5 protein-coding genes are annotated in these 6,338 nt (G+C 66.9%); 2 read left to right on the forward strand and 3 right to left on the reverse strand.

The features are described 5' to 3' along the window. Positions 1 to 4: 4 nt before the first annotated feature. Genes AC5Y4H_RS05265 through AC5Y4H_RS05275 form a run of 3 tightly spaced genes read right to left on the reverse strand, consistent with a single transcriptional unit; the run spans position 5 to position 3,457 of the window. Positions 5 to 922 carry a 3-carboxyethylcatechol 2,3-dioxygenase gene (locus tag AC5Y4H_RS05265; protein ID WP_499979131.1) on the reverse strand — a complete coding sequence of 306 codons (918 nt, stop codon included), beginning with the start codon at positions 920 to 922 and terminating at the stop codon, positions 5 to 7. Further along, positions 870 to 2,594, reverse strand: coding sequence for a bifunctional 3-(3-hydroxy-phenyl)propionate/3-hydroxycinnamic acid hydroxylase (locus tag AC5Y4H_RS05270; RefSeq protein ID WP_499979204.1), 1,725 nt, complete (start codon positions 2,592 to 2,594; stop codon positions 870 to 872). The genes AC5Y4H_RS05265 and AC5Y4H_RS05270 overlap by 53 nt, the downstream gene beginning before the upstream one ends. Continuing rightward, positions 2,594 to 3,457 (reverse strand): alpha/beta fold hydrolase, encoded by an 864-nt coding sequence (locus AC5Y4H_RS05275; RefSeq protein ID WP_499979133.1) that lies wholly within the window; start codon positions 3,455 to 3,457, stop codon positions 2,594 to 2,596. The genes AC5Y4H_RS05270 and AC5Y4H_RS05275 overlap by 1 nt, the downstream gene beginning before the upstream one ends. Positions 3,458 to 3,583: 126 nt before the next feature. Here AC5Y4H_RS05275 and AC5Y4H_RS05280 point away from each other — a divergent pair, with 126 nt between their 5' ends. Together AC5Y4H_RS05280 and AC5Y4H_RS05285 are read left to right on the forward strand one after the other, a co-directional pair. After that, positions 3,584 to 4,261 carry an IclR family transcriptional regulator gene (locus AC5Y4H_RS05280; RefSeq protein WP_499979134.1) on the forward strand — a complete coding sequence of 226 codons (678 nt, stop codon included), beginning with the start codon at positions 3,584 to 3,586 and terminating at the stop codon, positions 4,259 to 4,261. Positions 4,262 to 4,275: 14 nt separating this feature from the next. Next, complete coding sequence (locus AC5Y4H_RS05285) at positions 4,276 to 5,892, forward strand: FAD-dependent oxidoreductase (protein ID WP_499979136.1); 1,617 nt, start codon at positions 4,276 to 4,278, stop codon at positions 5,890 to 5,892. Positions 5,893 to 6,338 lie beyond the last annotated feature (446 nt).

Below are 6,338 nucleotides of genomic sequence, written 5' to 3' on the forward strand. Positions count from 1 at the left end.
GCCGTCATTTCGGAATTGCCGTTCTGATGGCGAACCCGGCGATCAGCTCGGGCGCGGGTTTGTAAAAACGCCCGGTGATGTCATAGGGCCCCGCGGATTCCAGCGCCCCGAATGCCGCCACCCAGGTGCGGATCTCCTGCGCGGAGCTGCCCCCCTCATGGGCGACAAACGAATTCGACCATCCATCCAATTCGCCCAGCCACCCTTTGTCGATGATCTCCAGGAATCGCTGGTCCCACGTCGGGTTGAGCGCCTGCAGATCGCTTTCGCCCGTGGCGAAGTTTCTGGCCGCGTCGATGACGGCGGCTTGCCGGGCCAGGCGCTGTTCGGATGTCATCGGCCGGCCGTGCACGATCCGCTCCAGCACCGGCGCGGACGCGGTCGCCAGGGTCGGCACCGGCGGGCTGTGCGAGAGCCCGCCGGATCCCAGGATGAGGACTCGCTTGTCCAGGGTGGCAAGGTAATTCCCGACGGCGGCGCCGAGCGCGCGGCAGCGATGCATCGGGCCCAGCGGCACACCGATGGCGTTGACGAAGATCGGTATCAGGGGAAGAGCGGCGGCGTCGCCGAAGAGCTTTTCGAGCGGCTGAACCGTGCCGTGGTCCACGTCCATGCTGGCCGATACAGCGATGTCGACCCCCGCGTCGAGGACCGCCTTCGCGCAGTCGGTCGCAAGCGCTTCCGGCACGTTCAGCGGGCCGGCGTGGGTGCCATAGTCGCCCACCCCGGACGCGCTGGTGCCGATGCAGAAGGGCGGCATCACCTTGTAGAAGAAGCCGTTGTAGTGATCCGGGGAGAAGCTGACGACGAGTTCGGGGTCGTAATATTCGACGAAGCTTCGGGCTTCGGCGATTGCGCCTTCGATGTCGTCAAGCAGGTCCCGCGACGGCCCCGGAAGATTCAGGAGAGGGCTGTGCGACATACAGCACAGAGCCAGTGCCACTTTGCAAATCACCCCCTCGCGGCGTGAGCGTGAGTGCGTCAAGGAGCGCGGCACTCAGGTCGGGCGCGCGCTGAGCGATGCAGGCGCCCGCGATGCATCGGTCCGGGCGCAAAAACAGCACCGAGTCCGAGTGGGTGTCGAACCAGGACTTGAGGTCACCGTGGCGGTCACCCACCACCACCACATCGGCGTCGTCATGTCCGGTCCAGTGCAGCTGGCTCGCCGGACGCAGCGCAAAGAATCGGGCGCCCAGGGCTTTCCAGTCCGCGAACGCCACATCGCCGAGGATCTTGCGCGGATTGTTGTTCCAGCACAGCACCGCGAACCACGAACCGAGCACGTCGTCGAGCAACACGTCCTGCCGGTCGCGGGTGTCGACCCGCGGCTGGACGAACAGCGTCCCCACCGGCGAATCGGTACGCCCGGGTGCGGCGTGCACGACGGCCCCGTGCTCGTAGCGGGGCATCGGCTTGAACCGCATTTCCAGCACATAACGCTTGAGCGACGGGACAATTGACGCCGACCGCACCAGGAGATCGCGCGCGGTGGCTACGCGGCGGTTGGTCGGCGAGATCACGCGGCCCACCATGGTGGACAGGTCGATCATCGCGCGGGCATGCTTGCGGCGTTCCACGTCATAGGTGTCGAGCAGCTTGTCGTCGGCGCGGCCGCTCACCACCGCCGCGAGCTTCCAGCCCAGGTTCGCCGCATCGCGGATCCCGCTGTTGTACCCCTGCCCCTGCCACACCGGCATCAGGTGGGCGGCGTCGCCGGCGAGCAGCAGCCGGCCCTTGCGGAACGCACCGGCGATCCGCGAGTGGTGGGTGTAGACCCGGCGCCGGATCACGTCGACCCGGTCGGGATGCGGCACCATCCGCGCCAGCATCTGCCTCAAAAACGCTGGGTCTTCGGCCTGCTCATCGGTTTCGTCGGCGTGGATCATGAACTCGAAGCGGCGAATTCCGTGCGCGATCGAGATCGAGGCGTACGGGCGCTCGGGGTCGGCACCGACCTCACTGTTCGGGTGCCCGAGCGGATCGTTGGCGATATCGACCACCAGCCACCGGGTCGACGACGTCGTTCCATCGAACGACACACCCATCACCCGGCGCGTCATGCTGCGGCCGCCGTCGCACCCGACCACATAGCGCGCCCGCACCCGTGCGGCGCCCCCGTCGTTGTCGACGCCGCCACCGAGCTCGACGGTCACCCCGTCGGCGCTTTCCCGGCATGCCGTCATCGGGTGCCCCCACCACACCTGGACGTGGTCGAATCGGTCCAGGCCGGCCAGCAATTCAGCGTCGACGAGGGGTTGCACGAAGCCGTTTCGCTTCGGCCAGCCGAAACGCGCGTCCGGCGGGGCCATTTCGGCGAGCACACGGCGCTTGGCGTCGACGAACCGCAGAATCTGGTTGGGCACGGTGTGCGGCAACACCCGGTCGGCGAGCCCGATCGACTGGAAGGTCCGCAGCGCCTCGTCATCCAGGCCCACCCCGCGGGGGTAGTCGATGAGGGTGTCCCGCTCGTCGACCACCACCGTGCGGATGCCTTGCAGGCCAAGGATGTTGGCGAGGGTCAATCCGACCGGGCCCGCGCCCACCACGAGGACGTCGATCTCGACGTCAGCAATGTCCTGCCCCGATGCGATCATCACCGGCCCAGCAGAAAGTCGAGGTGCAACTGGTTGAAGGTCTTGGCGTCCTCGTATTGCGGCCAGTGACCGCAACCGGGCATCACCTCGAAGCGCGCGCCCGGAATCATCGACGCCATCCGGCGTCCCTCCGTCACGTCGGCGGTGGGGTCGTCACTGGTCCACAGCACGAGCGTCGGGGCGATGATCGACCCGTATTCGTCGGGGCCGAGGATGTTGCGTGCGCGAATCTCCGGATCCTGCAACGCCATGATGTCGCTCATCGCCGAGACGAATCCCGGTTGCCGATACACCCGTTGGCGGCTGGCAACCAGATCGTCGTAAGACTTGGACTTGTCGGCCATCAGCCATTTGATGCGCGCCTGCACGGTTTCCCAGGTCGGGTCCTCGGCGGCCGCCATCGACAGGTTGATGATTCGCTGCATCACCGTGGGATCGGCCTGAGATCCGCCCGCGGTGTTGAGCACTAGTCGCTCGACGACATCCGGATGGTCGACCGCGGTGCGAGCGGCGACCCAGCCCCCGAGCGATTCGCCGCTGAGGTAGGCGCGATTCACACCGATGGTGCGCAGCACCGCCATCAGATGCTCGACGTAGTGGGCGACCTCCAGCGGATGCCCCGGCTTGTCGGTGTACCCGTGGCCCAGCATGTCGATCGACCAGGTCCAGAAATGCTCGGCGTGGGCGCCGATGTTGCGCACGTAGGCCTCGGCGTGGCCGCCGGATCCGTGCAGGAGCACTAACATCGGCTTGCTGGGATCGCCGGCACGCAGGTAGCGGGTCCGTATTCCTCCGGCGTCAAGGTAGCCCTGCTCAAACGCGACGCCTTGGAGATCGCTCCAGATGCTCTCGAACTCCGCCACGGTGCTGTCCGGCCTCCAGATCGGGGGAATCTCGTTCTCGTTTTCGGCTTACCTGGTGTGCTAATATCGCACACTAATGTGCGCTATATATAGAGCTTCGCTCTCACCGAAAGGTCTGTCAAGGCTGTGACGGGGTCCGGTACCGGTTCGCAGACCCTGGCCAGGGGTTTGACCGCGCTGCAGATGGTCGCGGACTCCCCCGGCGGGCTGACGGTGCAACAACTCGCCGATCAGGTGGGCGTGCATCGCACCATCGCCTATCGATTGCTGACGACGTTGGCCGAGTTCCGTCTGGTGGCCAAGGGGGAGGATGGCCGCTACCGGCCGGCTGCGGGCCTGGCCGCGCTCGGCGCTTCCTTCGATCGCAATGTGCGCCAAGTGAGCCTGCCGACGCTGCGCGCCCTGGCCGATGAGCTCGGCGCGACCGTGTCCTTACTCATCGCCGAAGGCGACCAGCAGGTGGCGATCGCGGTGATCGTGCCCAGCCATGTCGCCTATCAACTCTCGTTCCACGAAGGCAGCCGATACCCGCTCGACCGCGGCGCCGCCGGGATTGCCTTGCTCGCGTGCATGCCTCCGCGTCCCGGGGAACGAGAGCTGGTTTCGCGCGCGCGCGAACGCGGTTGGGTGACGACCTACGGAGAGATCGAACCGAATACGTACGGCCTGGCCGTCGGGGTGCGCCGCCCGGTGCCGTCCCCGCCAACGTGCATCAACCTCATCTCACATCGAGAAGACGTGGTGATGCGCGGCAAAGACTCGGTCGTCAAGGCCGCCAAGCAGTTGTCGGAGCTACTGAGCTGAGGGGATAGCAGTCCATGTCATGGGACCACGAAGTCGACGTTGTCGTGCTCGGGAGTGGCGGCGCCGGCCTCACCGCCGCACTGACCGCCGCGGTCGCGGGCGCCTCGGTGGCGGTCTACGAGAAGGCTTCGACCGTCGGGGGGACAACCGCCGTGTCGGGCGGCATCGTGTGGATTCCCGCTCATAACCGTTCTGCCGACGGCGAATTGACGCCCGCCGACGCCCTGCGCTACCTGCGCGCCCAGTCGCTCGGATCGATGGACGACGAGCTGGTCGAGACGTTCGTGCGCACCGGGCCGGCGATGCTCGATTTCATCGAGACGCACAGCGGTCTTCAGTTCGAGATCGCCACCGGATTCCCCGATTACCGCCCCGAGTTACCGGGCGGGCAGCCGGCCGGGGGCAGGTCGCTGAGCGCGGCTCCCTTCGATCTGGCGCAGCTCGGCGAATGGGCAACGCGGATAACGTCTTTCCCGGCGGACTGGTCCAACGTCGGTTTCGATGCTGAAACCAGGGCGCGCCTGCACGCGGCGATCGACGAACGAACCAGCCATCTGTGCGTCGCCGGCACCGCGCTGATCGCGGGGCTCCTCAAGGGCCTCCTCGACGCCGGGGTGACCCCACAGACCAATGCGCGTGCCGAAGGACTCATCGCCGAAGACGGCGAAATCACCGGGGTGCGCGTGACCCTGCCGGATCGGACGATCAGCGTTCGTGCCCGGCAAGGCGTCATCCTGGGCACGGGCGGCTTCGAGTGGGATCCGGCTCTGACACAAGCCTTTCTGCGCGGACCCATGCACGGCGCGGTCTCGCCGCCGAACAACACCGGCGACGGTCTGCGCATGGCGATGGAGCACGGGGCCGACCTGGCCAACATGGGCGAAGCCTGGTGGGTGCCGATCGTGCAAATCCCGGGCGACACCATCGAGGGCAAGCCGCGCAGCCGCAGCGTGCGGCTGGAACGAACGCGGCCCCGCAGCATCATCGTCAACTCGGCCGGCCGGCGCTTCGTCAACGAGGCCTGCGATTACAACTCGATGGCGGGCGCCTTCCATTACCTAGATCCTCGCGGCGGCTACGTCAACGATCGCGGGTGGATGGTGTTCGATTCGATTCACCTGCAGCGCTACGGATTTCTTGGTATCGAACCGGGGCAACCCGTCCCCGACTGGTTCTGCGAGTCGGCGGACCTCGTCGAGTTGGCCGCCAAGACCGGGATCGACGCCGACGGCCTGACCCGCACCGTCGAGAGCTGGAACCGTCATGTGGCCGCCGGGGCGGACCCCGACTTCGGCCGCGGCTCCAGCGCCTACGACGGCTACTGGGGTGATGACAGCGCGACCACACCGGCCGGCAAGACGCTGGGCCCGGTCGACACCGCCCCGTTCTACGCGGTGCCGGTGAGCATCGGTGCGATGGGCACCAAGGGCGGCCCGCGCACCGATCACGATGCCCGCGTTCTGCATGTCGGCGGCGAGCCGATACCTGGCCTGTTCGCTGCGGGTAACGCGATGGGCGGCGTGACCGGACGCGCCTACGGCGGCGCTGGTGGAACCCTCGGTCCGGCAATGGTTTTCGGTTACCGGGCCGGTCACGCGGCCGCCACCGGGAAATCGGTCGACCTGAAGTAGCTGAAGCCGGGGGTCGTTAGGCACCGGGTGATTTGCCGTCAGTCGTGCTGGCGCACCCGGTCGTGACGGTCTGGCCCGGCTCGCGGCCGACCTGCGGACCGGACGGTGGCATCAACGGCACGCAGGGCTGATTGAACAACAATTGGACGCCGGCTATCGCCTACTGGTCAGCGATTGCGGTTGACACACCTTCCGATCGATCCTCGTAAATCTCACCATCTTTCGACCAGGCCGTGGCGGGGCCTCGCGCGGCTGCGCGGCCCATCAGTCGAGTTGCTCCGCGATAGCGGCGGTGATAGCGCAACCGGGAATCGCGTCATGCCGGACGCAACACGGTAGCGCCGCACCCGCATCCGGCGCCTCGGGCGCGACGTGGCACGTTTGCGCGGCCGGGATTTGTCGGAGGTGACTGCGATGATGTGGTTATGTCGTCGATCGCTTCTGCT

It is taken from the genome of Mycobacterium sp. NGS58 (genome assembly GCF_059812385.1).

Coding starts and splice junctions, on each gene's coding strand:
- AC5Y4H_RS05265 (WP_499979131.1), bottom strand. CDS start 922: ATGTCGCACAGCCCTCTCCTGAATCTTCCGGGGCCGTCGCGGGACCTG.
- AC5Y4H_RS05270 (WP_499979204.1), bottom strand. CDS start 2,594: ATGATCGCATCGGGGCAGGACATTGCTGACGTCGAGATCGACGTCCTC.
- AC5Y4H_RS05285 (WP_499979136.1), top strand. CDS start 4,276: ATGTCATGGGACCACGAAGTCGACGTTGTCGTGCTCGGGAGTGGCGGC.